This is a genomic window from Pseudomonas sp. B21-059, from assembly GCF_026016285.1.
Lineage (GTDB): Bacteria > Pseudomonadota > Gammaproteobacteria > Pseudomonadales > Pseudomonadaceae > Aquipseudomonas > Aquipseudomonas danubii.
This window is the reverse complement of record NZ_CP087201.1, coordinates 309,979-335,730: the sequence shown is the minus strand read 5'-3', so window position 1 is coordinate 335,730 and position 25,752 is coordinate 309,979. Positions and strand designations below refer to the sequence as shown.

The 25,752-nt window shown below is 63.7% G+C and carries 22 protein-coding genes and 2 pseudogenes; 15 read left to right on the top strand and 9 right to left on the bottom strand.

Annotation, left to right across the window (positions count from 1 at the left end; all coding sequences use genetic code 11):
• Nucleotides 1-879, bottom strand: coding sequence for an N-carbamoylputrescine amidase (gene aguB / locus LOY69_RS01530; protein ID WP_265074051.1), 879 nt, complete (start codon nucleotides 877-879; stop codon nucleotides 1-3).
• A gap of 269 nt (nucleotides 880-1,148) precedes the next feature.
• Nucleotides 1,149-4,067 carry an aminotransferase gene (locus LOY69_RS01525; RefSeq protein WP_265074050.1) on the bottom strand — a complete coding sequence of 973 codons (2,919 nt, stop codon included), beginning with the start codon at nucleotides 4,065-4,067 and terminating at the stop codon, nucleotides 1,149-1,151.
• Between the two features lie 241 nt (nucleotides 4,068-4,308).
• Here LOY69_RS01525 and rfbB point away from each other — a divergent pair, with 241 nt between their 5' ends.
• The 7 genes from rfbB (at nucleotide 4,309) to LOY69_RS01490 (ending at nucleotide 11,500) form a co-directional block, all read left to right on the top strand.
• Nucleotides 4,309-5,391, top strand: coding sequence for a dTDP-glucose 4,6-dehydratase (gene rfbB / locus LOY69_RS01520; RefSeq protein ID WP_102882164.1), 1,083 nt, complete (start codon nucleotides 4,309-4,311; stop codon nucleotides 5,389-5,391).
• Nucleotides 5,388-6,263 carry a glucose-1-phosphate thymidylyltransferase RfbA gene (gene rfbA / locus LOY69_RS01515; RefSeq protein WP_102882165.1) on the top strand — a complete coding sequence of 292 codons (876 nt, stop codon included), beginning with the start codon at nucleotides 5,388-5,390 and terminating at the stop codon, nucleotides 6,261-6,263. The genes rfbB and rfbA overlap by 4 nt, the downstream gene beginning before the upstream one ends.
• Nucleotides 6,260-6,805: a dTDP-4-dehydrorhamnose 3,5-epimerase gene (rfbC, locus tag LOY69_RS01510; RefSeq protein ID WP_102862679.1), complete on the top strand. Its 546-nt coding sequence runs from the start codon at nucleotides 6,260-6,262 to the stop codon at nucleotides 6,803-6,805. The genes rfbA and rfbC overlap by 4 nt, the downstream gene beginning before the upstream one ends.
• Nucleotides 6,802-7,683, top strand: coding sequence for a dTDP-4-dehydrorhamnose reductase (gene rfbD / locus LOY69_RS01505; RefSeq protein ID WP_265074049.1), 882 nt, complete (start codon nucleotides 6,802-6,804; stop codon nucleotides 7,681-7,683). The genes rfbC and rfbD overlap by 4 nt, the downstream gene beginning before the upstream one ends.
• Before the next feature lie 34 nt (nucleotides 7,684-7,717).
• Nucleotides 7,718-9,526, top strand: a complete 1,809-nt coding sequence (locus LOY69_RS01500; protein WP_102862677.1) for a sensor histidine kinase — start codon at nucleotides 7,718-7,720, stop codon at nucleotides 9,524-9,526.
• Between the two features lie 74 nt (nucleotides 9,527-9,600).
• Nucleotides 9,601-11,007, top strand: a complete 1,407-nt coding sequence (locus LOY69_RS01495) for a sigma-54-dependent transcriptional regulator (RefSeq protein ID WP_102882167.1) — start codon at nucleotides 9,601-9,603, stop codon at nucleotides 11,005-11,007.
• Nucleotides 11,008-11,044: 37 nt separating this feature from the next.
• The gene (locus tag LOY69_RS01490; RefSeq protein WP_110651137.1) at nucleotides 11,045-11,500 is read left to right on the top strand and encodes a thioesterase domain-containing protein; all 456 of its coding nucleotides are present in this window, start codon (nucleotides 11,045-11,047) and stop codon (nucleotides 11,498-11,500) included.
• Between the two features lie 142 nt (nucleotides 11,501-11,642).
• Here the strand turns inward: LOY69_RS01490 and cysQ are convergent, their stop codons facing one another.
• The gene (gene cysQ, locus LOY69_RS01485) at nucleotides 11,643-12,470 is read right to left on the bottom strand and encodes a 3'(2'),5'-bisphosphate nucleotidase CysQ (RefSeq protein ID WP_265074867.1); all 828 of its coding nucleotides are present in this window, start codon (nucleotides 12,468-12,470) and stop codon (nucleotides 11,643-11,645) included.
• A gap of 11 nt (nucleotides 12,471-12,481) precedes the next feature.
• On the bottom strand, nucleotides 12,482-13,048 hold the full coding sequence (nudE, locus tag LOY69_RS01480; RefSeq protein WP_102862674.1) for an ADP compounds hydrolase NudE: 567 nt from the start codon (nucleotides 13,046-13,048) through the stop codon (nucleotides 12,482-12,484).
• A 65-nt stretch (nucleotides 13,049-13,113) separates the two neighbouring features.
• Here nudE and yrfG point away from each other — a divergent pair, with 65 nt between their 5' ends.
• Complete coding sequence (yrfG, locus tag LOY69_RS01475) at nucleotides 13,114-13,776, top strand: GMP/IMP nucleotidase (protein ID WP_265074048.1); 663 nt, start codon at nucleotides 13,114-13,116, stop codon at nucleotides 13,774-13,776.
• Between the two features lie 71 nt (nucleotides 13,777-13,847).
• On the opposite strand, the gene lysM is transcribed toward yrfG, so the two are convergent.
• Entirely contained in the window at nucleotides 13,848-14,288 is a 441-nt protein-coding gene (lysM, locus tag LOY69_RS01470; RefSeq protein ID WP_102862672.1) for a peptidoglycan-binding protein LysM, read from the bottom strand.
• 136 nt (nucleotides 14,289-14,424) lie between these two features.
• Here lysM and LOY69_RS01465 point away from each other — a divergent pair, with 136 nt between their 5' ends.
• The 4 genes and pseudogenes from LOY69_RS01465 to LOY69_RS01450 all read left to right on the top strand — a co-directional run bounded on the left by LOY69_RS01465 (nucleotide 14,425) and on the right by LOY69_RS01450 (nucleotide 18,712).
• A complete protein-coding gene (locus LOY69_RS01465) occupies nucleotides 14,425-15,312 on the top strand; it encodes a LysR family transcriptional regulator (protein WP_265074047.1) in 888 nt (295 codons plus the stop codon).
• A gap of 181 nt (nucleotides 15,313-15,493) precedes the next feature.
• Nucleotides 15,494-15,586, top strand: a pseudogene (locus tag LOY69_RS01460) (sulfurtransferase FdhD); the annotation flags it as partial.
• A 4-nt stretch (nucleotides 15,587-15,590) separates the two neighbouring features.
• Nucleotides 15,591-17,939, top strand: a complete 2,349-nt coding sequence (locus tag LOY69_RS01455; RefSeq protein ID WP_265074046.1) for an FdhF/YdeP family oxidoreductase — start codon at nucleotides 15,591-15,593, stop codon at nucleotides 17,937-17,939.
• Nucleotides 17,940-18,238: 299 nt separating this feature from the next.
• Entirely contained in the window at nucleotides 18,239-18,712 is a 474-nt protein-coding gene (locus tag LOY69_RS01450) for a YMGG-like glycine zipper-containing protein (RefSeq protein ID WP_102862669.1), read from the top strand.
• Between the two features lie 179 nt (nucleotides 18,713-18,891).
• On the opposite strand, the gene LOY69_RS01445 is transcribed toward LOY69_RS01450, so the two are convergent.
• From LOY69_RS01445 to LOY69_RS01430, 4 genes are all read right to left on the bottom strand, one after another.
• Nucleotides 18,892-19,326 (bottom strand): acyl-CoA thioesterase, encoded by a 435-nt coding sequence (locus LOY69_RS01445; RefSeq protein WP_102862668.1) that lies wholly within the window; start codon nucleotides 19,324-19,326, stop codon nucleotides 18,892-18,894.
• Nucleotides 19,327-19,438: 112 nt separating this feature from the next.
• Nucleotides 19,439-21,373 carry an ATP-dependent DNA helicase RecQ gene (locus tag LOY69_RS01440; RefSeq protein WP_123391778.1) on the bottom strand — a complete coding sequence of 645 codons (1,935 nt, stop codon included), beginning with the start codon at nucleotides 21,371-21,373 and terminating at the stop codon, nucleotides 19,439-19,441.
• A 171-nt stretch (nucleotides 21,374-21,544) separates the two neighbouring features.
• Nucleotides 21,545-22,675, bottom strand: a complete 1,131-nt coding sequence (locus LOY69_RS01435; protein WP_265074045.1) for a polysaccharide deacetylase family protein — start codon at nucleotides 22,673-22,675, stop codon at nucleotides 21,545-21,547.
• A 67-nt stretch (nucleotides 22,676-22,742) separates the two neighbouring features.
• A complete protein-coding gene (locus tag LOY69_RS01430) occupies nucleotides 22,743-23,915 on the bottom strand; it encodes a YfaP family protein (RefSeq protein WP_265074044.1) in 1,173 nt (390 codons plus the stop codon).
• A gap of 233 nt (nucleotides 23,916-24,148) precedes the next feature.
• Between LOY69_RS01430 and LOY69_RS01425 the strand changes: the two genes are divergently transcribed.
• The 3 genes and pseudogenes from LOY69_RS01425 (at nucleotide 24,149) to LOY69_RS01415 (ending at nucleotide 25,725) form a co-directional block, all read left to right on the top strand.
• Nucleotides 24,149-24,502: a DUF1493 family protein gene (locus tag LOY69_RS01425; RefSeq protein ID WP_110651152.1), complete on the top strand. Its 354-nt coding sequence runs from the start codon at nucleotides 24,149-24,151 to the stop codon at nucleotides 24,500-24,502.
• Nucleotides 24,503-24,808: pseudogene (locus tag LOY69_RS01420) on the top strand (HipA domain-containing protein); the annotation flags it as partial.
• A gap of 62 nt (nucleotides 24,809-24,870) precedes the next feature.
• The gene (locus LOY69_RS01415; protein WP_170002099.1) at nucleotides 24,871-25,725 is read left to right on the top strand and encodes a DMT family transporter; all 855 of its coding nucleotides are present in this window, start codon (nucleotides 24,871-24,873) and stop codon (nucleotides 25,723-25,725) included.
• Nucleotides 25,726-25,752: the final 27 nt, after the last annotated feature.

Here is a 25,752-nt window from a genome sequence, read left to right as displayed (position 1 = left end):
TCAGGACTCCAGGGAACCGTCGAGGGTTTTCAGCGCGCCATAGAGGTTCGGACGACGGTCACGGAAACTGCCCCAGGCGCTGCGGATGTGCTCGAGCTCGTCGAGGTCGAAGCTGTGCACAAGGATACCTTCTTCGGTTTGGTTGAGCTCCTGAACCTTCTCGCCGAACTGATTGGCGATAAAGGACGAACCGTAGAAGGTGATGTCGTAACCGTCCTGCTCTTCGTTGCCGATGCGGTTGCTGGCGATCAACGGCATCAGATTGGCCCCGGCATGCCCCTGTTGCACTCGCTGCCAGTGGTCGAGGGATGAAATGCTCTGGTCATGGGGCTCGCTGCCGATGGCGGTCGGGTAGAAGAGGATTTCCGCGCCTTGCAACGCCATGCTGCGGGCGCACTCGGGGAACCACTGGTCCCAGCAGATGCCCACGCCGATCTTCGCGTAGCGGGTGTTCCACACCTTGAAGCCGGTATCGCCCGGGTTGAAGTAGTACTTCTCGTGGTAACCGGGACCGTCCGGGATATGGCTTTTCCGATAAATCCCCAGGTTGCTGCCATCGGCATCGATGATCGCGATGCTGTTGAATCGCGCACGCCCCGCCAGCTCGTAGAAGCTGATGGGCAGCACCACTTGCAACTCCCTGGCAACTTTCTGGAAGTGCGCGATGGCGACGTTGCTATCGACCGTGGTGGCCAGTTGCAGGTAGTCCGGGTTGGGCTTCTGGCAAAAATACGGGGCCTCGAACAACTCCTGGATCAGGATGATCTGCGCACCTTTGGCGGCGGCTTCACGGACCAGTTTTTCGGCGGTTTCCAGATTGGCCTCAAGGTCCCAGGAACAAGCCATCTGGGTAGCGGCGACGGTAACGATTCGGCTCATGGAACAACTCCCGGGCAATGGACGCGGTCGATGACAACGGATAGGAAAAGGACGGGGCACGACAAGGTCGCGCCTGACGACGGCCACTTTATATCCGATAAATATCGACTTTAGAAGCCGAAGAATTCTTAACCGCGAAAAATATCCGACAAAATACCGATAACAATCGAATAATCACAAACACATTCGCCGGCAAGCCGGCCCCCACAGAAAGGTGTAGGAGCCGGCTTGCCGGCGAATGGAGATGAACGCAAGCGAACGACGAGCCCTTACAGATCTTCGCCCAGCACCTTGTCCAGCATGTCGACGAAGAAATCCACGCTCTGCCGGCTGGTGACCATCGGCGGCTTGATCTTGAGGATGTTCAAGTGATCGCCGGTGGGCTGCATGAAGATCCCCAGTTCCCGCAGGCGATCACACAGCAGGGTGGTCTCCTCGGTGGCCGGTTCCAGGGTCTGGTGATTGCGGATCAGCTCCAGCCCCAGGTAGAAACCGGAGCCATGCACCGCACCCACCAGGGGATGCAGATCCTTGAGCGCCTCCAGGCGTTGCCTGAAATGTTCACCCACCACCCGGGCGTTCTCCCAGAGGCCCTCCTCCTGCATCACATCCAGCACGGCGATGCCGATGCGGCAACTGACCGGGCTGCCACCGGATGAAGAGAAGAAATAGCCCTCGGCCTCCAGCGCCTCGGCAATCTCGCGACGGGTGATCACCGCCCCAAGGGGCTGACCGTTGCCCATGCCCTTGGCCATGGTGATGATGTCCGGCACCACGCCCTGCTCTTCAAAGCCCCAGAAGAACTTGCCCATGCGGCCATAGCCCACCTGGACCTCATCGGCGATGCACACGCCACCCCGGGCCCGAACCCGTTCGTAGACTTCCTGCAGATAACCCGGCGGCAGCGAGATGCCCCCGGCATTGCCGTACACCGGCTCACAGATAAACCCGGCCAACTGGCGATTCTGCTCATCCAGCTTGTGCAACTGCTGGTCGACGCTGCGCAGGTACTGCGGCGTGCTGTCCTGGCCGCGGAACTCGCCGCGATAGGTATTGGGCGCCGTCACCGGGTGCACCCAGTCGGGACGGCTGGTGAGGGCCTGGGGATTGTCGGCGATGGAGGTCGACACCGCGTCGGCCGCCACCGACCAGCCGTGATAGGCCTCCAGCACGCTGAGCATGTCGCGCCCGCCGCTGTAGGCCCAGGCCAGGCGAATCGCCAGATCGTTGGCTTCGGTGCCGCTGTTGACCAGAAACACCCGATCCATGGAGTCCGGCGCCAGGGCCAGCAGGCGCTCGGAGAACTCGGCGATCGCAGCATAGTGAAAACGCGAGTTGGTATTGAGCAGCGACCATTGGCGCGCAGCCTCGGCGGCCATGCGTGGGTGACCGTGGCCGAGCACCGCGACGTTGTTGAGCATGTCCAGATAGGACCGCCCTTGCATGTCGATCAGGTGATTGCGCCAGCCGCGCTCGATCCGCGGCGGGTCGACGTAGTAGTGCTTTTGCGAGCGGGCAAAGCTGGCATCGCGACGCTCCAGCAGGGTCTGCGGGTCCAGCTCCGGCTCGGCATCACAGGCCAGCCCCAGCAGCGTGGCCGGAGAAGGGCACAGCGCCTGCCAGGCAGGCGCCCGGGAAGGGGTACAGAACAGCGGCGGATCCAGCTCGGCCGCTCGACACAGCTGTACCTTGAGCCGACCGTCGGCTACCACGGCCCCCAGCACCTGCCCCTTGACCAGGGCCGCCCCCGGGTGCAACGACGGCTCGACGCCCCACAAGCGCACGCTCAACGCCGGGCCATCCAGGCGCAGCAGGCCGTTCTCGGCACGGTGCAGCACACCGGCGAACGGTGCTTCTACCGGCGTGCCTGCCGGAACTTGCAACTGCACATGCAACGGGCAGGTTTGCGGCTCCAGGGCGCTGTCGGGGCAGGTCCGCGACAAGCGGTACTGGCCATAGCGACTGGCGGCCAGGCCATGGGCAACAGCGGCTTCGGCCAACAGGCGATCATCGATCCCCGGCTGCTCCCAATTGCCGGCTTCGAAGTGCGGGCTGAGCACGCCCAGGTCGATCAGGGCGAACTCGCGCCCTACCAGGCTCGGCAGCAGCGGGACGAAGCCGTCACTGCCAATGGTCGGCAGCGACTCCCCGACAGCGCTGAGAATGGCCGCTTCCATGAACTCGAAAGACACGGAGCTGGCGACCCGGAAAATCTCCCACTCGTGGTGCAAATTGGCGCGGCTGTAGGCGTTGCCCGGATCGATGCTGACCTGCTGCTCGCCACTGAGCACCAGCACCGCGGCGCGGGCCACGATCAATGGCCAGAGCGCCAGCAGCTCGGCCCGTTGCAGCGGGTTGACCTGGTGATAGGCCTGGATCGCCGGCAGGATGCGCAGCGGATCGCCCTCGGCGTGATGCAGCAGTGCGGCGCACGTCACCGACAGATCGGTGATGCGCCAGGTACGGATCAGGTCGCCGAAATCGATCACCCCCTGCAACTGCCAATGGCGCGCGGCATCCCGCTGCCAGACCACGTTGTCGTCGGTGATGTCCATGTGGATCGCCTGTACCGGCAACTGTTCCTGCAGGGGCTGCAGCCGACGTTCGGCGCGCTGCGCGGTGTCAGCGATCAAGGCCCGTTGCTGCGGGTCCTGGATGACTGGCAACAAATGCCCGATCAGCGCCTGGGCATGCCGGGCATCCCATTGCAGGGTGCGTTCGAGCCCCGGATGCTGGAAACCTTCCAAAGCCAGGTCCATCTGCCCGCAGAGCCGGCCCAGGCCCGCCACCAGCTCGTTCCCCAGGTGCGGCAGGTGGGTCAGGGAGCGACCCTCTATATAGTCGAGCAACCGCACGTGCAGCGCTTGCCCGGCAATCTCCAGGGACAGCAGGTCCGCACCGTTTTTTGCCGGAATCACCCTGGGCACTCGCAGATCGGGGTATTGCTGCAGGTGCTTGAGGCCCGCGTGCTGCGCTTGCAACTCCAGGGCCGAGTAGTCGCCGCGGCAGATCTTCAGGACAAAGCGGCCCCGGGGACTGTCGAGGCGATAGTTGAGGTCCTGCTGGCTGCCCAGAGACTGCAAGGTGCCTTGCAGACCGTAATGGGTTTCCAGCAACTCCAGCGCTTGCTGTGCAGTGACCTGTGGGCTGGGCAGACTGGCGCGGTGGATCAAGGTGGCGAGCAACATACAACGATCCCTGGAATTGTTATAAGCCGCTTATATCGCCATTGCCCAAGGCGTTACGCAAGCCCAAAGAACGGGAAACAGACAGGCACCGTCCCCGCCTCAACCCTGCACTTTGCGAAATTTCCGACCGCTCGCGGTGAAATCGACTGATGGCGCCTATTGCACCTCAGGCGTCATGTCGACAAGCTATGCTGCATTTTTTGCAGTAAATGATCGTTTTCAAGGACACAGGCCCTCCAACATGCGCATTCTCGTCACCGGCGGAGCCGGATTCATCGGCTCGGCTCTGGTCCGCCATCTGATCCAGCACACAGAACACGAAGTGCTGAACCTCGACAAACTGACCTACGCAGGCAACCTGGAATCGCTGCACAGCATCGCCAGCGACAGCCGCTACGAATTCGTCAAGGCCGATATCGTCGACCAGGCCACCGTGAGTGCGGTGCTCGCACGCTTCCAGCCCCACGCGATCATGCACCTGGCGGCCGAGTCCCATGTCGACCGCTCCATCGACGGGCCGTCCGACTTCATCCAGACCAATATCGTCGGCACCTACAGCCTGCTGGAGGCAACCCGCGCTTACTGGCAGAAACTGCCCGAAGCGGAAAAGGCCGCTTTGCGCTTCCACCATATTTCCACCGACGAGGTCTATGGCGACCTGCATGGCGTCGACGACCTGTTCACTGAAACCACGCCCTACGCCCCCAGTTCGCCCTACTCCGCCAGCAAGGCCGCGTCCGACCATCTGGTCCGGGCCTGGCAGCGTACCTACGGCCTGCCGGTGCTGATCACCAACTGCTCCAACAACTATGGCCCGTTCCACTTTCCCGAGAAGTTGATCCCTCTGGTGATTCTCAACGCCCTCGCAGGCAAGCCGCTGCCGGTCTATGGCAATGGCCAGCAAGTCCGCGACTGGCTGTACGTCGAGGATCACGCTCGGGCGCTGTACAAGGTGGTGACCGAGGGTGTGGTCGGCGAGACTTACAACATCGGCGGCCATAACGAGCAGAAGAACATCGACGTGGTACGCGGCATCTGCAGCCTGCTGGAAGAGCTGGCCCCGCAAAAACCCCAGGGCGTTGCCCACTACGCCGACCTGATCACCTTCGTCCAGGACCGCCCGGGCCACGACCTGCGCTACGCCATCGATGCCGGCAAGATCGAGCGGGAACTGGGCTGGGTGCCAGAAGAAACCTTCACCAGCGGACTGCGCAAGACTGTGCAGTGGTACCTGGAAAACCTCGAGTGGTGCCGTCGAGTACAGGACGGCAGCTACCAGGGCGAACGCCTGGGTTCCACCGACATCAAGGATCTGATTGCATGATTAAAGGCATTGTTCTGGCGGGCGGCTCCGGCACCCGTCTGCACCCCATCACCCTCGGTGTCTCCAAGCAACTGCTGCCGATCTACGACAAGCCGATGATCTATTACCCGATCTCGGTACTGATGCTGGCCGGCATCCAGGACATCCTGATCATCTCCACCCCCCAGGACTTGCCGCAGTACCGCAACCTGCTGGGTGACGGCAGCCAGTTCGGCGTACGCTTCAGCTATGCCGAACAACCTTCACCGGATGGCCTGGCCCAGGCGTTCCTGATCGGCGAAGAGTTCATCGGCAATGACCCGGTGTGCCTGATCCTGGGCGACAACATCTTCCACGGACAGTACTTCGGCGAACAGCTGTGCGCTGCCGCCAAGCGCAATTCCGGCGCTACGGTGTTCGGTTACTGGGTCAAGGACCCGGAGCGCTTCGGGGTCATCGACTTCGACAGCGAAGGCCGCGCCCTGTCCATCGAAGAGAAACCCAAGAAACCGAAATCCAGCTACGCGGTCACCGGCCTGTACTTCTATGACAACGACGTGGTGCAGATCGCCAAGGCAGTCAAGCCGTCGCCCCGTGGCGAACTGGAGATCACCGACGTCAACAACGCCTACCTCAAGCGTGGCGATCTGCATGTGGAGCGCTTTGGCCGGGGCTTTGCCTGGCTCGACACCGGCACCCACGATAGCCTGCTGGAGGCCTCGCAGTACGTGCAGACCATCGAGCACCGTCAGGGTTTGAAGGTCGCCTGTCTGGAGGAAATCGCCTACCAGAACCAATGGATCAGCCGTGAGCATCTGCTGGAGCGCGCCGCCTACTTTGGCAAGACCGGCTATGGCCAGTACCTCTTCACCCTGGCCGGGGAGACGCAATGAAGGTCATCCCCACCGACCTGCCCGGCGTGCTGATCATCGAGCCCAAGGTGTTCGGCGACGAGCGTGGGTTTTTCTACGAGAGTTTCAATGCCAAGGCCTTCGCCGACGCCACCGGCCTGAACCAGCCGTTTGTTCAGGACAACCATTCACGCTCGGCCAGGAACGTCCTGCGCGGCTTGCACTACCAGATCGAACATAGCCAAGGGAAACTCGTGCGGGTCATTGCCGGTGAGGTGCTGGATGTGGCCGTGGACATTCGCCGTGGTTCGCCCAACTTTGGCCGCTGGGCCAGCGTGCGCCTGTCCGCCGAAAACAATCGTCAACTGTGGATACCCGAAGGTTTTGCCCATGGTTTCGTAGTGCTCAGCGACTTCGCCGAGTTCCTCTATAAAACCACCGATTACTACACGCCATCCGCTGAGCGCTGCATTCGCTGGGACGACCCGACCCTGGCAATCGATTGGCAGTTGCAGGAGCCGCCAACGCTCTCCGCCAAGGACCAGAATGGCAAAAGTCTGAAAGAAGCCGATCTGTTCCCATGAGCACTTCCCTGAAAATCCTCATCAGCGGCCAGCACGGCCAGGTTTCCCGCGAGCTGCAGCAGCGGCTCGGCGACCTGGGCGAACTGGTGGTCCTTGGTCGAGACCAACTGGACCTGAGCCACCCGGAACAGATTCGCCAGCAGGTCCGCGCCATTGCTCCGCATCTGATCATCAACGCCGCCGCCCACACCGCCGTCGATCAGGCCGAAAGCGAGCCGGAGCTGGCCTTTGCGATCAACGCCACGGCCCCCGGTATCTTCGCCGAGGAAGCCCGGGCACTGGGTGTACCACTGATTCACTACTCCACCGACTACGTGTTCGATGGCCGCAAGGACACGCCCTACGTAGAGGAGGACGAGCCCAATCCGTTGGGGGTCTACGGCCAGAGCAAGCTGGCGGGCGAACGGGCCATCAACCTGGTACAGGGCCAGCACCTGATCCTGCGCACCAGCTGGGTCTATTCCAGCCATGGCAAGAACTTCCTGCTGACCATGCAGCGCCTGCTGCAGGAACGACCCGAGCTGCGGGTAGTGGCCGACCAGATCGGCGCGCCCACCTGGGCCGGCACCATCGCCAACAGCACGCGCGCCCTGATCGAACGCTGGCAGTCCGGGAACCAAGGCGCCTGGGGCACCTATCACCTCACCGCCCACGGCGAGACCTCCTGGTTCGGTTTCGCCCAGGCCATCGGCGAGCAGTTGCTGGCCCTGGACAAGCCTTGTGCGGTGCTCGAAGCCATCCCCTCCAGTGCTTACCCGACCCCGGCTCCCCGGCCGCTGAACTCACGCCTGGACTGCAGCCGCCTGGCTCGCGAATGGGGCGTGACCCAGCCGGACTGGCGCAGCGCACTGCGCGAGTGTCTTGCCGAGCAGGGCTAGGCATAATGCGCCTGTATCCACAGGCGCCCTTTCCATGACCGCACCTCTTCCCCGTCGTCCCCGCTGGCGCAGCCTGGCCCTGCTGGCCCTGTGCCTGGCGCCGTTGCTGTGGCCGCTGGAGCACTTGGCCGAGCGCTACTATCGCAACGAGCTGACCAGCCAGAATCGCCAGACCCTCGACCTCTACGTGGCCAACCTGCTGGGCACCCTGCACCGCTACGAAGTGCTGCCGCAGATCCTCGGCGACCTGCCGGCGCTGCGGGCGGTGCTGGGGGCCCCGGACGACGGCGTGACCCAAGGCAACGCCAACCGCCTGCTGAAAAACATCAGCGCCCAGACCGGCGCCGAAGTCATGTACCTGATGGACACCAACGGCAAGACCCTGGCGGCGTCCAACTGGGACAAGCACGACAGTTTCGTCGGGCGCAATTTCGCCTTCCGTCCCTATTTCAGCGAAGCCATGGCCGGACGCCTGGGACGGTTCTTCGGCCTGGGCACCACCTCGGCCAAGCGTGGCTACTTCTTCGCCGCTGCAGTGCGCGACGGCGAACGGATGCTGGGCGTGCTGGTGGTCAAGGTGGACTTGGACCATACCGAAAGCCTGTGGGGCAAGACCCCGGAACAATTGCTGCTGACCGACCACAATGGCGTGGTGATCCTCACCTCGCGCCCTGAATGGCGCTTTCGTGCGACCCGGCCACTGAGCGACGAGGAACGCCAGGCCATCGTCGCCATCCAGCCCTACCCAACCCGGGACCCGCGTCCACTGAACCTCAATCCCGATGCCTGGCTGACCCAGACCCAGCAGATCGAGGAAACCCGCTGGAGCGTCAGCATCCTCGCCCCGCGCACCCTGATCGATCGCCCGGTGCGCACCGTGGTGGCGGTCGGCGCCGCTGCGCTGCTGGTGCTGATGCTGCTGCTCGGTCTGATGATGCAGCGCCGCCGCCACTACCTGGAGCGGATCGCCTTCGAAGCCAAGGCCCGGCGTGAGCTGGAAAGGCGCGTAGCCGAGCGCACCAGCGATCTGGAGAGCCTCAACCGGCGCTTGAAACAGGAAGTGCTGGAACGCGAAACCGCCCAACAGGAACTGGTGCGCGCCCAGGACAATCTGGTCCAGGCCGGCAAGCTCTCGGCCCTGGGCACCATGTCGGCGAGCATCAGCCATGAACTCAACCAGCCCCTGGCGGCCATCCGCAGCTACGCGGAAAACGCCGAAGTGCTGCTGGACCACCAACGCACCGATGACGCCCGGGGCAACCTCAAGCTGATCAGCGAACTGACCGGGCGCATGGCCTCGATCATCGCCCACCTGCGAGCCTTCGCCCGGCGCGATCACCACGCCCCGGAAAGCGTCGCCCTGCAACCGGCCCTGGACGATGCCCTGGCCCTGCTGGCCAAGCGTCGCCGGGCCATGGAAGTGGAACTGATCCGCGACCTGCCAGCCGCTACCCTGTGGGTCGAGGCCGGGGAAACCCGCCTGCGCCAGGTGCTCGGCAACCTGCTGGCCAACGCCCTCGACGCCCTGACCGAAAAGGGCCCGCCGCGCAAACTCTGGCTGAGTGCCGAGTCCACCGCCACAGGCGTCAATCTGTACATCCGCGACAACGGCCCGGGCTTCTGCATGGAGGCGCTGGGCCGCGCCGGCGAGCCGTTCTACACCACCAAGACACGGACCCAGGGACTGGGCCTGGGCCTGGCGATCTGCGACACCCTGATGCGCGCCTTTGGCGGTGAACTGTCGTTCGCCAACCACCGTGAAGGCGGCGCCCTGATTACCCTGCGCCTGCGTGCCGGGGCCCCCGGCGTGAGCCTGCAGCCCTCCGAGGATCGCGGGGTATGAAGCGCAGCGACAACTCGTTAGCCACCACGCCCGGCCCAGCGATGCTGGCCACGACACGACCTGGAAAGTGACCGATGACCCGTCCCGACAGCCTCGACCCTCAGCTGCAAGTGGTGTTGATCGACGACGATCCGCACCTGCGTCAGGCCCTGAGCCAGACCCTGGACCTGGCCGGGCTCAAGGTGCTGTCCCTGGCCGAGGCCCAGGGCCTGGCCCCGCGCCTGGAGCGGGACTGGCCGGGGGTGGTGGTCAGCGACATCCGCATGCCCGGCATGGATGGCCTGGAACTGCTCAACCAATTGCATGCCCAGGACCCCGAGCTGCCGGTGCTGCTGATCACCGGTCACGGCGATGTGCCCCTGGCCGTGCAGGCGATGCGCGCCGGTGCCTATGACTTTCTGGAGAAGCCCTTCGCCAGCGATGCCCTGCTCGATAGTGTGCGCCGCGCCCTGGACTGGCGGCGCCTGGTGCTGGACAACCGCAGCCTGCGCCTGGCCCTCAGCGACCGCCAGGAACTGAGCGCGCGGCTGGTGGGTCAGTCAGCGCCGATGCTGCGTCTGCGCCAGCAGATCGGCGCCCTGGCGGCAACCCGCGCCGATGTGCTGATCCTGGGTGAAACCGGCGCCGGCAAAGAAGTGGTAGCCCGCGCCCTGCATGACCTCTCGGGGCGGCGCAACGGGCCATTTGTGGCCATCAATGCGGGCGCTCTGGCCGAGTCGGTGGTGGAAAGCGAACTGTTCGGCCACGAACCGGGAGCCTTCACCGGCGCGCAGAAACGCCGCATCGGCAAGTTCGAATTCGCCAACGGTGGCACCCTGTTCCTCGACGAAATCGAAAGCATGAGCCTGGATGTCCAGGTCAAGCTGCTGCGCCTGCTGCAGGAGCGGGTGGTGGAACGCCTGGGGGGCAACCAGCTGATCCCCCTGGACATCCGCATCATCGCCGCGACCAAGGAAGACCTGCGCCAGGCCGCGGACCAGGGCCGCTTCCGCGCCGACCTTTACTACCGCCTGAACGTGGCCCCGTTGCGCATTCCGCCACTGCGCGAGCGAGGCGAGGACATACTGATGCTGTTCCAGCACTTTGCCGACGAGGCCAGTACCCGCCACGGCCTGCCACCCCAGGAACTGCAACCCGGGCATCGTGCCCTGCTGTTGCGCCATAGCTGGCCGGGCAACGTGCGGGAACTGCAGAACGCTGCTGAGCGCTTCGCCCTGGGTCTGGAACTGGCCCTGGACAACAGCGAGCCGGAGCAGGCTGCCATCGCCTCCCCGACGTTGATTGCCGGCGGTCTGAGCGAGCAGGTGGAACACTTCGAAAAGAGCCTGATCGCCGCCGAACTGACGCAACCCCACAGTTCGATGCGCAGCCTTGCCCAAGCCCTGGGCATTCCACGCAAGACCCTGCACGACAAGCTGCGCAAACACGGCTTGAGCTTCGCCGACGGCGGCGCCAGCCACTCCAGCGATGAATCCGAATGAGCCGCACCGTCAACCCTTCGTCCCTTGAGGCCCGTGCATGAACCGCGACAGTCGCTACCTGGAATCCATCCTTCACCACGACATTCCCCTGACCCGGGACATGGGCCTGAAGGTGCTCGACTGGCAGGCGCAGCAACTGCGCCTGCAACTGCCGCTGGACGCCAACGTCAACCACAAGAGCACCATGTTCGGCGGCAGCCTGTACTGCGGTGCGGTGCTGGCCGGTTGGGGCTGGCTGCATTTGCGGCTCAAGGAAGAAGGGATAGATGACGGGCATATCGTCATCCAGGAAGGGCAGATCAGTTACCCGCTACCGGTCACCGGCGATGCCGTGGCGATCTGCACCGCGCCTGATGACAAGCTCTGGAAGAAATTCCTTGCGATGTACCAGCGCCACGGTCGTGCCCGCCTGACCTTGCACAGCCGTGTGGTCAACGTCGGCAGCGAAGACGACGCCGTACGCTTTGCCGGTCAGTACGTCCTGCACCGCTGACCCGTTTCGCAACCTGCTCAAATCTGTAGGAGCTGGCTTGCCAGCGAAGAGGCCGGAAATGCTTGCACAGGGCTCAAGGGCCCCTTCGCCGGCAAGCCGGCTCCTACACAAAAGGTGGCAGAGGCAAGTCGCCGTGGGGCGATCAGGCGCGGGCCAGCTCCAGCAGTTTGCCGCGCCACGGAGCCTTGGCCGGCAGCGCCAGGAAGAAGCCGTTGAGCAATGACTCCCGCGGTGGATAGCAGAACGGCGCACCGGCAAGATCCAGCACTTCGCCACCCGCCCCTTCGAGTACACCCTGGGCCGCCGCGGTGTCCCATTGGGAAGTCGGCGCCAGGCGCGGATAGCAGTCCGCCGCGCCTTCGGCCAGCAGGCAGAACTTCAGCGAACTGCCGATATTGGCCAATTGCAATTCACCCAGGGCAGCACTCAAGCCACCCAACAAGCGCTCCTGCTCCGGGCTCGAATGGCGCCGACTGGCCACCACGGTAAAGGCCTCGCCAACACCTGGCTGTTCACGCACCTGGATCGCTTGCGGCGCCTGCCCCTGATCCACACGCCAGGCGCCAAGGCCAGCACCACCGAGATAACAACGGCCATTGGTGGGCATCGACACCACGCCAAACACCACACGCCCCTGTTCGATCAGGGCGATGTTGACGGTGAACTCTTCACTGCCGGAAATGAACTCCTTGGTGCCATCCAGCGGGTCCACCAGCCACCAGCGCTGCCAACCGGCCCGAGTGGCCTGGGGAATGTCGGCATCTTCTTCGGAAAGCACCGGGATGCTCGGGTCCAACGCCGTCAGGCCAGCCACGATCAAGTGATGGGCCGCAAGGTCGGCGGCGGTCACCGGCGACTCGTCAGCCTTGTGGTTGACCGCCACGTCGGCGCGCCAGAACGGCAGGATCGCCTCGCCAGCGCGCAAGGCCAGCTCGGCCACCGGCGCCAATAAAGGATGGGGAAAATTCATCGCGTTCATGCTCATGCTGGAAAGGCTCCGCGCTGGCTCAGCAGGTCGCGGGTCAGGTACAGCGCGGCCAGGGCCCGGCCTTCGCTGAATTGAGGATTCTGCGCCAGGCTGGCCAGCTCGCGTAGGTTGACCTTGTCGACCCGCATCGGCTCCGGCTCATCGCCCTCCAGGCGCTCTTCATACAAATCGGTGGCCAATACCACCTGGATCTTCTGGCTCATGTAGCCCGGGGACAACGACAGCTCGGTCAGATGCTCCAGTTGCCGCGCGCCAAACCCGGCTTCCTCCTTGAGTTCACGCTCGGCCGCCGCCAGCACATCTTCACCCGGCTCGATCAGGCCCTTGGGCAGTGACAGCTCGTAGGCGTCGGTGCCGCCGCAATACTCCTCCACCAGCACCGCATGCTCGGCATCGAGCATGGCCACGATCATCACCGCGCCATAACCCGCCCCTTTGCCCACCAGGCGCTCATAGGTGCGCTCGACGCCATTGGAAAACCGCAACTGCACCTCTTCGACACAGAACAGACGACTGGTGGCGACGATCTCGCGGGCGAGTACAGTGGGTTTCTGGCGCATAGCGGGCTCCTTGGCGATAGCGGGTTACTATACAGGCTGTTTTCTTACCGCTGGAGAAGTGTTCAATGGCCCTGCTGCCCTGGTGCGATATCGATACCGTCCTGCTGGATATGGACGGCACCCTGCTGGACCTGAACTACGACAACCACTTCTGGATGGAACACTTGCCCCAGCGCTACGCCGAGTTGCACGGGGTCAGCCGGGCCATGGCCGAGCTGGAACTGCAACCGCTGTTCGAACGCAACGCCGGCCAGTTGCAGTGGTATTGCCTGGATTTCTGGAGTACCGAGCTCAAACTCTCGGTGCGTGAACTGAAGCTGGAGACGGCTCACCTGATCGCCCTGCGACCGGATGCCGACACCTTTCTCGCGGCGATAAAAAAGGCCGGCAAGCGGGTGATCCTGATCACCAACGCTCATCGTGATTCCTTGTCATTGAAGCTGGAACGGATCGAGCTGGCGCCTTACTTCGAGCGCCTGATCAGTTCCCACGACTACGGGTTCCCCAAGGAGAATCCACAGTTCTGGGATGCACTGCAGGCCGATATTCAGTTCGATCCGGCCCGCAGCCTGTTTATCGACGACACCCTGCCGATTCTGCGCAGCGCGCGGGATTTCGGCGTAGCGCAGTTGCTCGCGGTGAGCCAGCCGGACAGCCGCAAAGGGCCGAAGGATACGGCGGAGTTCGCGGCGGTGGGAGATTACCGGGAACTGATCGAAGGGCTGTGAAACCCTTCGCGGGCAAGCCCGCTCCTACACCATCCCGTAGGAGCGGGCTTGCCCGCGAAAAACAGGGTCGATCATTCAGGGATGCGCAACACCTGGCCCGGGTAGATCTTGTCCGGGTGGGACAGCAGCGGCTTGTTGGCCTCGAAGATCTTGTTGTACTTGTTGGCGTCACCGTATTGCACCTTGGCGATGGCGCTCAGGGTATCGCCCTTCTTCACGGTGACGAACACCGCAGAAACCACCACGGGACCGGTCACCGTAATCTGGTCCTCGACACTGCTGACACCGGCGATGTTGCCCAGGGCCAGGAGGATTTTTTCCTTCTCTTCCTGGCTCGCCACTTCACCGCTGACGATCACCTTGTCGCCTTCCACCGTGGCATGGACATTGGGATTGCCCAGGCCGACCTTTTCGATGTGCTCCTTGAGCTGCTCGCTGGCATTGGCATTGCCCGGGGTCAGCAGGTCGATCAGTTTTTCACCGGCTTCTTTCACAAAGCTGAAAATGCTCATGTCGCACACTCCTTGGTTGATAGATCCAGACGCGAAAGACTAGACCAGCCTGGAACAATGAGGTTCCCGGGCGACCAATGACCCAAGGCCCAGCCACCACGGTAGAATCCCGGCCTTTTGCCGCTCCGGAGCGAAGATGGACCTCAAGCAGCTGAAATTCCTCATCGCCCTCGACGAAACCCGCCACTTCGGCCAGGCCGCCGCGCGCTGTCATATCACCCAGCCAACCCTGTCCATGCGCCTGCGCAGCCTCGAGGAAGAACTCGACCTGCCCCTGGTCAACCGTGGCCAGCGCTTCGAAGGCTTTACCGCTCCTGGCGAACGGGTGCTGGCCTGGGCCCGGAGCGTCATGACCGCCTATGACGGCTTGCTGGCCGAGGCCGCCGCGTGCCGGGGCAATCTGGTGGGCACCCTGCGCCTGGGGGTGGTGCCGCTGTCGAGCTTCGACCCTCTGCCGTTGATGCAGCGCCTGCATGCCGAACACCCGAACCTGCGCTTCGAACTCTCGTCCTTGAGCTCGGAGCAGATCCTTGAACAGTTGGCGAGCAATCGTCTGGACCTGGGCGTGTCCTACCTGGATCGCCTGGACAGCGAGCACTTCGACTCCCTGACCCTGGACCCGACCCACATGGGCCTGCTCTATGACCAGCGGTATTTCAGCTTCGGCGAACAGCCCCTGAGCTGGGAGGCGCTGATCGAGTTGCCCCTGGGCCTGCTCACCAGCGGCATGCACTTTCGCCAGTCCATCGACCACCACTTCCACATTCGCGGGCTGCAGCCGCAACCGGTACTGCAGACCGACGCCGTCCATCAATTACTGCGCATGGTCCACGGCGGCCTGTGCTGCGCAGTGATGCCCCTGGACAGCGGCCTGGAGATCGTCACCGAACACTTGCGCCTGCATCCCATCGCCGACGCCCAGACCCTGGCCCGCCTGGGCCTGATCATGCGCCGCAGCGCGCCGCGCTCGGCCCTGGCGCAAGCCTGCTTTACCCTCTACCAGGAATCCTTCAGCCCTTCTTGATCGACGCCATCTATCAATAGATCAGTACTAGCAATTAGACGCGACACAATGCCACGCTTAGTCTTGGGACCCGATGGCCGCTGGTCCCTCATTCAATGCCAGCCCCGGCAACTCCCGCCCTCGCGCTCGGCGCCAGCCAGACCCACAGACGCCTTGAGCGCCCGCCAGCGCAGACACCCGCCAGGCCGGGCAATGGCCGCGTCATCACCGCCTCAACCTTGTCCACCTGCCGCAGAACCGTGCGCCGCGGGTCCACAGCCCCGCGATGGAGAACCCCTGTGAGTACACACAACCAAGCCGATCAGACACCCGTTGCCCGCTACAAGCCTTACAAGGGCCCGGCCGGTGGCTGGGGTGCCCTGATCAGCGTGGCCCAGGCCTGGCTGACCAGCGACAACGCTCTGAAGAACATCCGCATGATGCTCAAGACCAACCAGAACGGCGGCTTCGACTGCCCGGGCTGCGCCTGGGGCGATTCGCCGGAAAGCGGCATGGTCAAGTTTTGCGAGAACGGCGCCAAGGCGGTGAACTGGGAAGCCACCAAGCGCCGGGTGGACGCGGCCTTCTTCGCCAAGCACAGCGTCACCTCCCTGCTGGAACAAAGTGATTACTGGCTGGAGTACCAGGGCCGGCTGACCGAGCCGATGCGCTACAACGCCGAAACCGACCGCTACCAACCCATCAGCTGGGAAAACGCCTTCAGCCTGATCGCCCAGCACCTGCGCAACTTGCCCAGCCCGGACATGGCCGAGTTCTATACCTCGGGCCGGGCCAGCAACGAAGCGGCGTACCTGTATCAACTGTTCGTCCGCGCCTACGGCACCAACAACTTCCCCGACTGTTCGAACATGTGCCACGAGGCCAGCGGCGTAGCCCTGGCGCAAAGCGTCGGGGTCGGCAAAGGCACCGTGACCTTCGACGATTTCGAACACGCGGACGCGATTTTCGTCTGGGGCCAGAACCCCGGCACCAACCACCCGCGGATGCTCGAGCCGCTGCGCGAAGCGGTGAAACGCGGCGCCCAAGTGGTGTGCATCAACCCGCTAAAAGAGCGTGGCTTGGAACGCTTCCAGCACCCGCAGAACCCGCTCGAAATGCTCACCAACGGCAATCGCCCGACCAACACCGCCTACTTCCGCCCGGCCCTGGGCGGCGACATGGCGCTGCTGCGCGGCATGGCCAAGTTCCTCCTGCAATGGGAACGCGATGCGCAGAAAGCCGGCGCAGAATCGGTGTTCGACCACGACTTCCTCAATGCCCACACCGCCAACGTCCTCGATTACCTGGGCACCCTCGACGACACCCCTTGGGAGCAGATCGTCGAGCAGTCCGGCCTGACCCTGGTGGAAATCGAGCAGGCAGCGCGCATGTACGCCAAGGGCAAGAACGTGATCATGTGCTGGGCCATGGGCATCACCCAGCACCGCCACTCGGTGCCGACCATCCAGGAAATCGCCAACCTGATGCTGCTGCGGGGCAACGTCGGCAAGCCCGGCGCCGGGCTATGCCCGGTGCGTGGCCACAGCAACGTGCAGGGCGACCGCACCATGGGCATCAACGAGCGCCCGCCGGTGGCCTTCCTCGATGCACTGGAGCGGCGCTTCCAGTTCAAAGTGCCGCGCGACAACGGCCACAACGTGGTCGAGGCGATCCACGCCATGCTCGAAGGCCGCTCCAAGGTGTTCATCGGCCTGGGCGGCAACTTTGCCCAGGCCACCCCGGACAGCCCGCGGACCTTCCAGGCCCTGAGCAATTGCGACCTCACCGTGCAGATCAGCACCAAGCTCAACCGCAGCCACCTGGCCCACGGCAAGGACGCGCTGATCCTGCCGTGCCTGGGTCGCACCGACATCGACCTGCAGGCCGGCGGCCCGCAAGCGGTGACCGTGGAAGACTCCTTCAGCATGGTCCACGCCTCCAACGGCCAATTGCAGCCACTGTCGTCGCAGATGCGCTCCGAGCCGTGGATCGTCGCGGGCATGGCTGCCGCGACCCTGGGCAGCCAGCCGGTGGACTGGAACTGGCTGGCGGCGGATTACGGGCGTATCCGCGACCTGATCGCCGATACCATTCCCGGCTTCAAGGACTTCAATGAACGACTCAAGCACCCGGGCGGTTTCTACCTGGGCAACAGCGCCGGTTCGCGCCAGTGGAACACCCCTTCGGGCCGGGCCAATTTCCGCGCCAACCTGCTGCCCAAGGACCTGATCCACGAACGCACCCGGGCCACCGGCCAACTGCCGGATCTGATCCTGCAGTCCATGCGTTCCCACGATCAGTACAACACCACCATCTACGGCCTCGATGACCGCTACCGCGGGGTCAAGGGCCAGCGCGACGTGCTCTTCGCCAACGAAGCGGACATCATCCGCCTGGGCTTCAAGCCGGGGCAGAAAGCCGACATCGTTTCCCTGTGGGATGACGGCCGCGAGCGTCGGGTCAAGGGCTTCACCTTGCTGGCCTTCGACATCCCGGCCGGCCAGGCTGCAGCCTACTACCCGGAAGTGAACCCGCTAGTGCCCCTGGAAAGCACCGGCGACGGCAGCCACACCCCGACGTCCAAGTTCATCGCCATCCGCCTTGAGGCGGCCAGCGACAACGGCCTGATCATGGCTCGCTCGGCCTGATTCATGAGTTGAGGGCCTCTGGGCTGGCAAGCCAGCTCCTACAGTTAGCGCGTGAATCGTAGGAGCCGGCTTGCCGGCGAAAGCCGCTGCGCAGCCTCGAACCGCAGGCACAAAAAAGGCCGCTTTGTTAACAAAGCGGCCATTCCGAAGTAGCTAAAGACCGGCGAAATTCACTTAAGTTCCACAATAAAAACAGTAAGTTACGAGATTGTGTACAACTCGTGCTATTCGTCGGATTTCGTTTGTAAGCGGCGTGGCCCGGCCTCAGGATCGCGCCGTCATCCCTTTGAGGCTCCTGTATGAAGTTCTCCTCGATTCTCTTGTTGTCCCTTGGCCTGGTCAGCGGCGTTGCCTCTGCCGGTGGCACCGTTGAAGCTGGTGTGGGCGGCGCATTGGGTGGGGTTCTAGGCTCGGTGGTCGGTCAGCAGATCGGCGGCAACACCGGTTCGGCCATTGGTGCGGCCCTGGGCGGTGCCGGCGGTAGCGCGGTGGGTGCGGACAAACGCAGCCGTGGCCAGGCAGCCATTGGTGGCGCCCTGGGCGCAGCCGGCGGCAACGTGGTAGGCCGCAGCATGGGCGGCAATACCGGCAGCCTGATCGGCGCCGCAGCAGGCGGTGGCGCCGGCGGTGCACTGGGCAATTACATGGGCAACGAAAGCGCCCGGGAAGATCGCGACTACCGTGGTCGCGATGACCGCCGCTACTACCGCGACGGCCACCGTGGCCGTGGCCATGCCTACGGGCATCGCAAGCACCGTCACTATCGCGACTGACCCCCCGCCCTGTAGCCGCTGCCGCAGGCTGCGCACGAGGCCGCAGGCCTCGCCAAGCCAGGCGCTGCGGTGGGTCAGTTGCCCCGCGGATTCAGGTTTGGCGTCTCCTGCGGAGCCGATCGCAGCCTTCGGCAGCGGCTACAAGTGCCAGTGCCGGGGTTGAGATCGAGTATCGAAGTTCACGCCAGCAGCAGGCGCTCCAGAGCCGCTCGCAATGCGGGCGGAATCGGCACCGGCTGGTTCGACCGCCGATCCACAAATACGTGGACGAAACGTCCAGCCGCACAGGCATCCGCCTCTCCCGCCTTGAACACCGCCAGTTCGTACTGCACCGAACTGTTGCCCAGCTTGCCGACCCGCAGGCCGATCTCGATACGTTCGGGAAAGGCGATGGACGCAAAGTAGTCGCAGGCCGAGCTGACCACGAATCCCACCACCTCGCCATCATGGATATCCAGGCCGCCCTGTTCGATCAGGTAGGTGTTCACCGCCGTGTCGAAGAAGCTGTAGTAGGTGACGTTATTCACATGGCCGTAGACGTCGTTGTCGTGCCAGCGGGTGATGATCGGCTGGAAGTGGCGATAGTCGCCACGTTGCGGCATAGGCTCGGACATCGGGGCTCTCTCCCTTGGATTGAAGGCCGGGCGATCGGTTGATCGCCCGGCATTTCACCGCAGACAGCCAAGCCTGGGCAAACCCTTTTGCGTCCATTGCGCCGGTGGCTTGTCAGGCGACCAGATGAGCCTCGCACCACTCACGCACGGCAGCGTATGGATAGTCCTCCAGTGCCGCGAACCCGGGAATGCTGCGGGCCTTGAGCTTGGTGAACAAAGGCACGCTGATGCCGCAGAGAAAACGCGTCAGCCGCTCTGCTCCCGGCACATCGCCGGTGTGCTGCTGATGCCTGTGGATAAAATCGCCGCACAACCCGTTGAAGTTTTTATCCACAAGCGCGGGCAACGCGGGTGGCTCCGGCAGTCGTGCCACCTGGCCGTGACAGACCGAGCAATGCCCACAACGCTGGGGCGCCTGATCGTCACCAAAATACTGCGCCAGGCGTTGCCCAAGGCACTGCTCGGTGGCGAACAGGTCGAGCATGGCGTGAATCCGCGCTATTTCGCTGCCCTCGTGCCGGGTGAAATAAGCATGCAGATCCGTGCTCAAGGCAGCGGCATCGAAGTCGGTTTGCAGCAGGCTGTAGACCTCGGTCATCTGCTTGCTTTCCAGCTCCACCCAACCCTTCTCCTGGAAATAATCCAGGGCCTTGACCACCCGGTTGCGCGGCGCCTGGTACTGCTCGTAGAGCGCGTCGAAATTCACCGTGGCCCAGGTCCTGGCCCGGCTGGAGGTGTTGATGATGGCCTGGACAAAGTCCCGGCGCTCGCCTTCGAAACGCGCCAGCAAGGCCTCGGGTTCCAGCAGCAACTTGAAGCGGTACTCGGCGAAGTAGGCATAGCGTGGGGCGATCAAGCCCCGCAGTTCCAACTGCACCAACAGGGTCTTGAGCGGCAACTGGCGGATGTTGCTCTGGTCCGCCAGGGGCCCGAGCAGGAACTCCCACTGCCCTTCCGGCGCCGACGCCTGCAACTCATCCAGCACGCAACGGATGCCGCTCAGCTCCGGGGTGTCGCCGTAAACGAAATTCTCCAGCACGTTGAGGCTGTCGCGGTTGGCCAGCACCAGGCAGTCCGAAGGCTGGCCGTCGCGCCCGGCGCGGCCGATTTCCTGGCTGTAGTTCTCGATGGACTTGGGCAGATCGAAGTGCACCACGTTACGGATGTCGCTCTTGTCGATGCCCATGCCGAAGGCGATGGTGGCGACGATACAGTTGCTGCGCCCCTCCATGAACCGGCGCTGGATCGACTCGCGTTGCTCGTGGGGCAGACCGGCGTGGTAGGCCTCGGCGGCGATACCCTGGCGGCTCAAGTGCTCGGCGATCTGTTCGGCGGTCTTTTGCAGGGTCACGTAGACAATGCTTGGCTGCCCGGCCCGTTCACCCATCCACTGCACCAGGCGCCGGCGCTTGTCCGCGCCGCGCACCGGTTCCACCAGCAGGTTGAGGTTGGGCCGGTAGAAGCCGGTGGTCACCACGTCGGCAGCATCAATGGCGAACTTGGCCTGCATGTCGGCGATCACCTTGGGCGTCGCCGTGGCCGTCAGCAGCAGGGCCTGGGGAATGTTGAACTGGCGCTGGTAGTCCGGCAGTTTCAGGTAGTCGGGACGGAAGTTGTGGCCCCATTCGGAGATGCAGTGAGCCTCGTCCACCACCAGCAGGGAGATGGGCACCTGCTGCAAGAAATTGCGGAAGCGCTCGTTCTTCAAACGCTCCACCGAGATCATCAGGATCTTCAGTTCACCGGAGCGGGCCCGGGCCATGACGTCATTGGCTGCATCGCGGCTCTGGGCCGAATCAATGCTGGCGGCGGCAATGCCATGACGCTGGAGAAAGGCCAACTGATCCTGCATCAACGCCAGCAGCGGCGAGACCACCAGAGTCAGGTGCGGCAGCAGCAAGGCCGGCAATTGGTAGCACAGGGACTTGCCGGAGCCGGTGGGAAAGATCGCCGCCGCCGAGCGCCCAGCCAGCACCGCACTGACAGCGGCCTCCTGACCCGGACGAAACTGTGGATAACCGAAGACCTGTTCGAGGGTGCTGTGCATAAGGGTCACTCCTTTGACCGCTGACCTGTCCTTGAAGACTAGTGGCACAGGTCGGCGGTTCGAGAAAAGGTCGCAGGAAAACAGATACCGGATGATACCGGGCGGGAGCACTTTCACCGGTAAGCCGGCTCCTACCCAGGAGTCGGCTTACCGACGATAGGGAGCCTGAGCCTAGCGCAAGGTTCGGCAGTCCAGCCATCGCACACCATTGTGCCGATTGGCCTCAAGCAGTGCCGGCACCGCCTGGGCGGCCTTGGCGTGGGTGTCATGGAACAGGATGATGCCGCGCCGCCAGAGCAGCATCAGGGTCTGCACCCGCTGGGCTGCGGCTGCGGCGCTGACCTTTTTGCTCCAGTCCTGGGAGTCGATGTTCCACAGCATCAGTTGCAGCCCCTGGGCCTTGAAGAAGTCGGCACTGTCAGCGCGTCGCTGCCCATAGGGCGGACGAAACAGCGGCTGGTATTCATCCGCCAGAGTGCGGTTGGCCAGGTTTGCGCTGTGGATCACCGAATGCTGCCACTCGCTCCACGAGGCGTGGGACTTGTGTTCCCAACCGTGTACGCCCACACACTGGCCATCGTACAACTGGCGCATCTGCCCTGCCGAAGATTGACTCAGGCGCGCCTGAAACGAGTCCCCCAGAACAAAGAACAGGCTATGCAGATCCTTGGATCGCAGCACATCGATCAGTTGATCGGTATGCCCACCCCGCAGGCTCGGCCCGTCATCGAAGGTCAGCAGAAACTCCCGGTCCACCAGCTCGTCCCCCAGGCGTTCCGTCGGCCCCATGCGCTGGATCTCGCTGCTGACGATGGGGAACAGCGCCGCCAGGCGCAGTTGCTCGTTCAGGTACAGCTGATGAAACCGGGTGCTGGCCTCGGCCCACGCCCCATAAGTGGATTTACTCTCCCCGGTAAAACTGGCCACCAGTTGCCGCAGCTCACCGAGATTGCGTACAGGGAGGCAGAACGGCGTCCCTTCACAGTCCCGGCTGGCCAAGCGGTAGTTGTTCAACAGCAACTCCCAGAAGCGCTGGCGCACCTGATTCACTGACTTCAGATCCAGTTGCCTGACTCCTAGCCGCTGCTTCAAGGCTTGTTCGTCCAAGGCTTCGCTGGCCAGCAGCGCTTTGCCGAACATCAGAATCTCGCCCCGTGAGGCGGTGTCGAATTCCGCCGTGCTGGTCAGGGCATTCGGCCAGCCACTGCGGTCGATGGTGGCGAACACCTGCGGCCCGGCCGCCCGGGCCACGCCGCTGGACAGACACAGCGCCAGCAGCCAGGGGAGAACACCAATTCGCATACCAACCTCCATAAATGCACAACGCGCCACTGTCGGCGCGTTGTGGAGATAACTTCTGCCTGTGTGATCAGCGGTTTTGCAGCCGCTCAATGGCCTTGTCATACACCGGGTTGGCCTTTTGTTCCCGGGCTTTGTGGTAGTGCTCAAGCGCCATGGCCAACTGCCCGGCGTCTTCATAGATGCGCGCCATGTCGTAGTAGGCACTGGCGCGAATGGTCGATGCGGCCGGGCCACTGGCCAGGGCGATGGCCTTGCGGTCCGCGGCTATGGCGTCGTCGGGGCGGCTGTTCTTGCGATTGGCCAGGGCCAGGTTGCTGTAGGCCTGGGCAAAGCCCGGGTCGAGCTCGATGGCTTCGCTGTAGAGGATCCGCGCTCCGCCGAAATCGCCCTTGCGGTAGGACTCCTCGCCTTTAAGGTTGAGGCTCTTGGCATCCACCGGCCCGAAGTCCGCGCCCACCACTTCATCGATGGACTTGGCATTTTCCAGCAGCGGGTCGAGCACGCTCATGACCGATTCCGGCTCCTCGCTGCCTAACAGCAGCCGATCGATATCATGCAGGCGGCCATCGGCGGTCAGGCGAAACACCACCCACAGATTGCCCTTGCGGTTCTGCGGCACGCGGTAGCTGCGGATCAGCGCAGCGCCTTTATAGACAAAGACCCGCGCCTGGCTGCGGCCCAGGCGCAACGCTTCGTAGCTGGTGCTGTTGGTGAAGTCGTGCACGGCAAAGACGTAGGCGTCGCCCGGCACACGCTGGTCGATGGTGATGGTTTCCGGGCGGCTGCTGTCACTGCTGTCCGATTCCAGGCGAGCTCCGGGCCCCTTGCCGGTGGCGAAGTACAACAGCTTGTGGGGATAACTCAGATGGGCATCGAGGTCCTCCCCCGGCTCGCTCCAGCTCAGCACTATTCGCAGGCTTTCCGGGTTGTCCAGCAGCGGACTCAGGGCGTAATTCAACCCCTGGCACGGGCACTTGGCCCGCAGGTCGGCGTAGCCGGTTTTACGGATCAGCAACTCACTGGCCGGCGAATCGGTCACCTGGGCCGTCAGAGTGACCCGGCCCTGGGCATCGGTGCTGCCTGCAACCTGAGTCGCGCCCTGTTGCACCTGCACCTGGGCATCGGCCAGCGGCGCGCCCTTGGCCAGCGCATCCAGCACCTGGATCGACAGCGCCTGAGCTTGTACCGAGCTCGCCAGCATCCCTAGCCACAACAGCGCCGCAAGGCGAAAAAAAGCCATAACAAAATCCCTGTAGATAAGGATGACCGGGCCTCTGCCCCGGCCCACCAGCCAGCGGCGAACCATACACAGTTTTGCCCGCCAATGCTCGGTCCAACCAGGGAAATACCGGGCAAAAAAACAGTGCCGATCTCTCGAAATGGCCCGCTGGCGCAACCACTTGGTGACTTGCAACTCAGCCGGAGAATCACCGTACACTCCACCTTCTCAAACGCCGCAAGTGAACTCCGATCATGCAACTGGCCCCCGGCTTTCCCGACGACGCCACCATGCGCCAACTGCTGCAGTTGCTGCATGAAGAAATCGGCCTGCCCGAGCGCAAGACCCTGCGCCTGAGCACCGCCATCAACCTCGACCTGGGCTGCGACGGCGCCGACGCCCGGCATTTGCTGCAGGCCCTGGAAGAGCAGTTCGTGATCGATTTTGTCGACTTCGACAGCTATCGCTACTTCCAGCCAGAAGGCTTCGACCCATTTCAGAAACGCCGGGCCAAGGGCCGGGGCGACAAGGTGCCGCTGACCATCGGCATGCTGTACCAGGCGATCAGGCAACAGCGCTGGGACACCCAGGTGCTGGAAGCGCTCTAACTGCGCAACCATGGCTTCATGCTCGAACCCGGGCGCAGCTGGCGCCTGTCCCCGGCCTACGACATGAACCCCTGCGCCCACGCCAGCGGGCTGAAACTCAACATCAGCGAAGCCGACAATGCACTGGACCTTGAACTGGCACGGGAAGTAGCGGCATATTTCCGCCTCGGCCGTGCAGAGGCAGAAGGCATCATCGAACACTGCCAGAGCGTGGTTCGCCAATGGCCCACCCTGGCCCAGGCCCTGGGGCTGTCCCGGCGTGAACAAGAACGCATGGCCCCGGCGTTTCGACTCGCGCAGCAGTAAACAGCACGGCCGTTGGGCTCCGCCAACCCGTCAATCGACAAGGACAGTCAGTGGACGTATTGATGGGCTTGCTCGCCGCCCTCCTGTGGGGCGGCACCGATTTTCTCGTGGGGCTCAACGTCCGCGCCGTGGGCGTGAAACGGGCAGTGTTCTTCAGCCAGAGCCTGGGGTTCATCCTGATGAGCCTGCTGCTGGTGATCTTTCCCGCCATCCTCTACAAGGCCCTGGCCGCGCCCGCGCAAGTCTGGCTGATGGGCGTGCTCGCCGCGGCCTTTACCGTCTCCGGCGCCCTGGCCCTGGGCAAGGCCTTCGCCCTGGGCAAAGCCTCCATCGTCGCCCCATTGGTGACCTCCTACGGCGTGGTCACCACCCTGCTGTCCTGGGCCAGCGGCGAACAGATCAGCCTGCTGCAACTCATGTGCATCCTGTTGTGCGTGATCGGCGTCATCCTTTCCAGCCTGCACTCGGACAGCAAACTGCCCCACAGCACCGCCGCCGGCCGCTCGATCTTCTTCGCCCTGCTCTCGGCCGTTCTGTACGGCACCAGCTTCTGGCTGCAGGGCCGCTACACCCTGCCGCAACTGGGGCCGATCAGCATGCTCTGGCTGGGCTACGCGGTGGGCAGCGGCGTGATGCTACTGATGGTGCTCAAAGTCGTGGACGGGCTGAAGATCCCGCCGCTGAAGAACTGCGGCCTGCTGGCCTCCACCAGCCTGATGAACCTGGGCGCCTTCTTCGCCTTTTCCTGGGGCGCCATGAGCGGCTCAGTGTCGGTGGTGACGGTGATCAGCACCCTGTCCGGCGGCATCGCTGCGGTGCTGGGCTATGTGTTCTTCAAGGAGCGGCTGACGGCGGTGCAAGTGACCGGCGTGGTGCTGGTGTTGCTCGGGGCGTTGGTGTTGCACCTGAAGACGTGAGGCTTTCTGTAGCCCACAAAAAAGCCG

Bases quoted from the DNA above. Each gene is read 5' to 3' on its own strand.
- aguB (WP_265074051.1), bottom strand. From the start codon at position 879: ATGAGCCGAATCGTTACCGTCGCCGCTACCCAGATGGCTTGTTCCTGG.
- LOY69_RS01525 (WP_265074050.1), bottom strand. From the start codon at position 4,067: ATGTTGCTCGCCACCTTGATCCACCGCGCCAGTCTGCCCAGCCCACAG.
- rfbB (WP_102882164.1), top strand. From the start codon at position 4,309: ATGCGCATTCTCGTCACCGGCGGAGCCGGATTCATCGGCTCGGCTCTG.
- rfbA (WP_102882165.1), top strand. From the start codon at position 5,388: ATGATTAAAGGCATTGTTCTGGCGGGCGGCTCCGGCACCCGTCTGCAC.
- rfbC (WP_102862679.1), top strand. From the start codon at position 6,260: ATGAAGGTCATCCCCACCGACCTGCCCGGCGTGCTGATCATCGAGCCC.
- rfbD (WP_265074049.1), top strand. From the start codon at position 6,802: ATGAGCACTTCCCTGAAAATCCTCATCAGCGGCCAGCACGGCCAGGTT.
- LOY69_RS01500 (WP_102862677.1), top strand. From the start codon at position 7,718: ATGACCGCACCTCTTCCCCGTCGTCCCCGCTGGCGCAGCCTGGCCCTG.
- LOY69_RS01495 (WP_102882167.1), top strand. From the start codon at position 9,601: ATGACCCGTCCCGACAGCCTCGACCCTCAGCTGCAAGTGGTGTTGATC.
- LOY69_RS01490 (WP_110651137.1), top strand. From the start codon at position 11,045: ATGAACCGCGACAGTCGCTACCTGGAATCCATCCTTCACCACGACATT.
- cysQ (WP_265074867.1), bottom strand. From the start codon at position 12,470: ATGAATTTTCCCCATCCTTTATTGGCGCCGGTGGCCGAGCTGGCCTTG.
- nudE (WP_102862674.1), bottom strand. From the start codon at position 13,048: ATGCGCCAGAAACCCACTGTACTCGCCCGCGAGATCGTCGCCACCAGT.
- yrfG (WP_265074048.1), top strand. From the start codon at position 13,114: ATGGCCCTGCTGCCCTGGTGCGATATCGATACCGTCCTGCTGGATATG.
- lysM (WP_102862672.1), bottom strand. From the start codon at position 14,288: ATGAGCATTTTCAGCTTTGTGAAAGAAGCCGGTGAAAAACTGATCGAC.
- LOY69_RS01465 (WP_265074047.1), top strand. From the start codon at position 14,425: ATGGACCTCAAGCAGCTGAAATTCCTCATCGCCCTCGACGAAACCCGC.
- LOY69_RS01450 (WP_102862669.1), top strand. From the start codon at position 18,239: ATGAAGTTCTCCTCGATTCTCTTGTTGTCCCTTGGCCTGGTCAGCGGC.
- LOY69_RS01445 (WP_102862668.1), bottom strand. From the start codon at position 19,326: ATGTCCGAGCCTATGCCGCAACGTGGCGACTATCGCCACTTCCAGCCG.
- LOY69_RS01440 (WP_123391778.1), bottom strand. From the start codon at position 21,373: ATGCACAGCACCCTCGAACAGGTCTTCGGTTATCCACAGTTTCGTCCG.
- LOY69_RS01435 (WP_265074045.1), bottom strand. From the start codon at position 22,675: ATGCGAATTGGTGTTCTCCCCTGGCTGCTGGCGCTGTGTCTGTCCAGC.
- LOY69_RS01430 (WP_265074044.1), bottom strand. From the start codon at position 23,915: ATGGCTTTTTTTCGCCTTGCGGCGCTGTTGTGGCTAGGGATGCTGGCG.
- LOY69_RS01425 (WP_110651152.1), top strand. From the start codon at position 24,149: ATGCAACTGGCCCCCGGCTTTCCCGACGACGCCACCATGCGCCAACTG.
- LOY69_RS01415 (WP_170002099.1), top strand. From the start codon at position 24,871: ATGGGCTTGCTCGCCGCCCTCCTGTGGGGCGGCACCGATTTTCTCGTG.